Raw genomic sequence first — 3,993 nt, 5'->3', positions numbered from 1 at the left:
GGCGCACGACGCTGTCGGTCGTGCTGCCGGCGCGCGCGGAGGGGCTGCCCGCGCGGCGCTCGCCGCCGGCGTGGCTGCGCCGCGCGCCGTGGCTGCGGGGGCAGGGGGTGCCGTTGCTGATCCTCGTGCTGGAAGTCACGGAGGCGCTGCTCGCCGCCGGCAAGCCGGAGGAGTGGTACGGCCCCGCGTCAGTGCCGGTGCGGCTGGCCGGAGCGGTCGCGCTCGCGCTCGCGTTCGTCCCGCGGCGGCGCTGGCCGCTGCTGACGGTCGTGCTGGTGGTCGCGATCTGCGCAGTGCGCACTGTGGTGCTCGGCGACGCCTTCGGCCTCAACGCGCCGCTGTACGTGACCGCCTTCATCGCCGGCGCCTACGTGCAGCCGCTGTGGCTGGCGGCGGTCGCGGGCATCGGCGGCGTCGTCGGCGGCGGCCTGCTGACGGTGCTGCTCGCGTTCGACTGGAACTGGGCGATGTACCCGCCGAGCATCATGCTGTTCTTCGCCACGATGGTCGTGGCGGCATGGGCGACCGGGGTCGGCGGACGGCGGCGCCTGGCCGAGGTCGACGAGCTGCGTGCGCTGAGCGCCGCCGAGGAGCGGCGCCAGGCGGCCGTCATACGGCGGGCGGTCGAGGCGGAGCGGCTGCGCGTCGCGCGCGAGCTGCACGACCTCGTCGGCCACGGGCTGACGTCGATCACGCTGCAGTGCGCGGTCGCCGACCAGCTGCTCGACACGCGCCCGGTGGCGGCCGCGACGGCGATCGCGGCGGTCGAGGAGGTCGCCGGCGAGGTGCTCGGGGAGCTTGACCAGCTGCTCGCCGCGCTCGACGGCGCCGGCGAGGCGGAGGCGCCGCGACTGATGCGGCTGACGGAGCTGGCGCGGCGCGCCGAGGCGCACGGGCTCGACGTGCGGCTGGAGCTGGTCGGCGACGTCGCCGCCGTCCCGCCGGGCCACGCCGGCGCGGCCTACCGGATCGTGCAGGAGGCGCTCACGAACGCGCGCAAGCACGGCGGCGCGGTCGTCGTGCGCGCCCGCGTCGCGGCCGAGCAGGGGCGCCTGACGATCGAGGTTCGCAACGCGATCGCCGCCCGCCACGAGCCGCACCGCCCGATCCCGGCGCGCGACGGCGGCCTCGGGATCGCCGGCATGCGCGAGCGCGTGCGCGTCTACGACGGCTGGCTGATCGCCGGCCACGACGGCGACGGCGAGTGGGTCGTACGAGCGGAGCTGCCGTGCGAGATCGCGTGAGCGGTCGCGCTCAGGCGATCTCGCTGTTGCCGAGCTCTACGAGTCCGGACTCGTAGGCGGCGACGACGATCTGCGTGCGGTTGCGCAGCGCGAGCTTCGACAGGATCGCCGTCACGTGCGTCTTGACGGTGCCCTCGCCGAGGAACAGCTGGGCAGCGATCTCGGCGTTCGTCATCCCGCGCGCGACCAGCCGCGCGACGTCCAGCTCGCGCGGGGTCAGCTCGGCGAGCCGGTCGGTCAGGCCCGGGTCGGGCGTCGGGCGGTGCACGTAGTGCTCGATCAGCTGGCGCGTGACGGCGGGCGACAGCAGCGCGTCGCCGGCCGCGACGGTCCGCACGGCGCCGACGAGCGAGTCGGGCGCGGTGTCCTTCAGCAGGAAGCCGGCGGCGCCGGCGCGCAGCGCCTCGTGGACGTACTCGTCGAGGTGGAAGGTCGTGACGACGAGCACGCGCACCGACGGCATCCGCTGCTGCAGGCGGCGGGTCGCCTCGATCCCGTCGACGCCCGGCATGCGGATGTCCATCACGGCGACGTCGGGGCCCGTTCTGATGATCTGCTCGACCGCGTCGGCGCCGTCGGCGGCCTCGCCGACGACGCGGATGCCGGGATCGGCCTCGAGGATCATCTTCATGCCGCCGCGGACGAGCGCCATGTCGTCTGCGACAACGACTCGGATCATCTGACGATCGTCCCCGATCGCGCGGCGCCGCGCAATGGGACGAAAGTGATAGAGGGTCAGGCGACCTCGGCGGCCGGCTCGCGCAGCGGCCGCAGCGCGTCCTGCACGCGCGCCAGCTCGTCGAGGATCGCGGTCGCGGACTGCTCCATCAGCTCGTTCGGCTGGAAGCGGCCGTCCTCGTCGATCAGCCTGGCGGCGAACGGGATCGTGACGGCGTCGGGGATCGGCGTCAGCCGCAGCGCGACGAGCACGTGCTTGATCGCGGTCGCGGCGCGCAGGCCGGCGGAGATGCCGCCGTAGCTGACGAGCGCGACCGGCTTGTGCTGCCACTCGACGTGGAGGTAGTCGAGCGCGTTCTTCAGCGGCGCGGTGAAGGAGTGGTTGTACTCCGGCATCACGATCACGAAGGCGTCGGCGGCGGCGACCCGCTCGGCCCACGCGATCGTGTGGGCGTGCTCGTAGCGCTGCAGGCGCGGATGGTTGGGCTCATCCATCAGCGGCAGGGCGATCTCTGCGAGGTCGGCGACGTCCAGCTCCCAGCCGCCGTGGTCGGCGGCATGGTCGCGGAACCACTCGGCGACGGGGAGGCCGACGCGGCCGGGACGGGTCGAGGCGATCACGATCATCAGTCGGGGCATGCGACCCAGCTTAGAAGGGTGTCGAACAACGCCTGGGATGTGGCGCGTGCGCGCCGCGGCGCGAGGCGCGGCGTGCGGCGGTCGCCTCAGGTGCGGCGCAGCGCGCGGTACTCGTCGAGCGAGGTCGCGTCGCGCTCTCTGGCGGCGTCGACCGGCGCGAGGTCGAAGTCGTGAGCGCCGTCGGCGCACCAGAAGGCCGGGTGGCTGCGCAGCCAGCGGCGCGCGTCGCGGCGGCCGGCGGCGATCAGCGCGTCGACGTAGGCGCGGTCGAAGAAGAGGAACGACAGCAGGTCGCCGCCGGCGTCGGTGCGGCCGCGCAGCAGGCGCCCGAGCATCAGCAGGTCAGGATGCTTGACCGCCTTCAGGCCGCCGTAGCGCTGCTCGAAGACCGTCATCGCCAGCTGGCCCAGCTCGCGCCGCCGGCGCGGCGTCACCATCGCGTACGCGATCTTGCGATACGGACGCCGCCCGCGCGCCTCGCGGTAGGCGCGCGCGGAGGGGATCGTGCCGACGCGATGGTCCTCGACGAAGAAGGAGTTGATCGCGACCAGCCGCTGCATGTCGTCGGCGACCTGGTCGACGAGCAGGCCGTCGAGCATGTTCGCGAGCACGTCGACGAGGTGCGGGGGCGGCTCGACGGGCGCGACCGGCGGCGCCGCCAGCGGCTCGAAGCCGATCACGATCACGTGGTCGGCGCCCAGCTCGACGGCCGGCTTGATCGGCGAGTTGAGCCGCGTCGCGCCGTCGGTGTAGAAGCCCTGGGCCGGCTCCGGCGTCGTGATCTCGACAGCCGGGAAGACGAGCGGGATCGCGGCGGAGGCGCGCACGTGCTCGTCGGCGAGCCGCACCGGCATGAACGGCAGCTCCTCGCTGACGGGCAGTCTGCGCGGCGTCGCCGCCTCGACGAAGCCGACCGGCCGTCCGGTCGCCAGCTGCGTCGCGACGACGCAGACGGCGTCGAGCAGGCCGCCGTCGACGTTGCGGTGCAGCGCCTCCCAGTCCATGTGGCGGTCGAGGTAGCGCCGCAGCGGCCGCGGGTCCAGCAGCGAGCCGCGCCGGATCCCCGGCAGCGAGAGCGCGTCGCCGACCAGTCGCCCGAGGTTGAGCGGCAGCCGCGGCGACAGCAGCGGGGCGATCACGTCGCTGCGCTCCAGCCCGCGCCAGCGCTCGATCGCCAGCTCGACCTGCGCGGCGACCGGCAGGTGCGCGAGCGACCCCAGCAGCGCCGCATTGATCGCGCCGACGCTGGTGCCGCACAGCAGCGTCACCTGCTCGCCGCGCCGCTCCAGCTCCGGCAGCAGGATCGAGAGCGCGCCGACTTCGTACGCGCCGCGCGCGCCGCCGCCCGGCAGCACGAGCGCGACGCGTCTCATGCCCGCGCGCGCACCTGGCCTGCGTGGCGGGCGGCGGCCGTCGCCGCGGCGGTCGCGGC

At 74.5% G+C, this 3,993-nt stretch carries 4 protein-coding genes; 1 reads left to right on the top strand and 3 read right to left on the bottom strand.

Features of this window, described 5'->3' with window-relative positions; all coding sequences use genetic code 11:
• Positions 1-1,244 (top strand): sensor histidine kinase (locus R7226_RS31065; protein WP_318601427.1); only part of this gene is annotated, 1,244 nt, incomplete at its 5' end.
• Between the two features lie 10 nt (positions 1,245-1,254).
• On the opposite strand, the gene R7226_RS31060 is transcribed toward R7226_RS31065, so the two are convergent.
• The 3 genes from R7226_RS31060 to R7226_RS31050 form a co-directional block, all read right to left on the bottom strand.
• Positions 1,255-1,923 carry a response regulator transcription factor gene (locus R7226_RS31060; RefSeq protein WP_318601426.1) on the bottom strand — a complete coding sequence of 223 codons (669 nt, stop codon included), beginning with the start codon at positions 1,921-1,923 and terminating at the stop codon, positions 1,255-1,257.
• A 56-nt stretch (positions 1,924-1,979) separates the two neighbouring features.
• Complete coding sequence (locus tag R7226_RS31055; RefSeq protein WP_318601424.1) at positions 1,980-2,561, bottom strand: NADPH-dependent FMN reductase; 582 nt, start codon at positions 2,559-2,561, stop codon at positions 1,980-1,982.
• Between the two features lie 86 nt (positions 2,562-2,647).
• The coding region (locus R7226_RS31050) for a patatin-like phospholipase family protein (RefSeq protein ID WP_318601423.1) at positions 2,648-3,993 on the bottom strand (1,346 nt) is incomplete at its 5' end.

Source organism: Conexibacter stalactiti (assembly GCF_033542075.1).
In the GTDB taxonomy this organism is placed as follows: Bacteria; Actinomycetota; Thermoleophilia; order Solirubrobacterales; family Solirubrobacteraceae; genus Conexibacter; species Conexibacter stalactiti.
The sequence above is the reverse complement of the archived record's forward strand: the minus strand, read 5'-3'. Positions and strand labels throughout refer to the sequence as shown.

Bases quoted from the DNA above. Each gene is read 5' to 3' on its own strand.
- R7226_RS31060 (WP_318601426.1), bottom strand. From the start codon at position 1,923: ATGATCCGAGTCGTTGTCGCAGACGACATGGCGCTCGTCCGCGGCGGC.
- R7226_RS31055 (WP_318601424.1), bottom strand. From the start codon at position 2,561: ATGCCCCGACTGATGATCGTGATCGCCTCGACCCGTCCCGGCCGCGTC.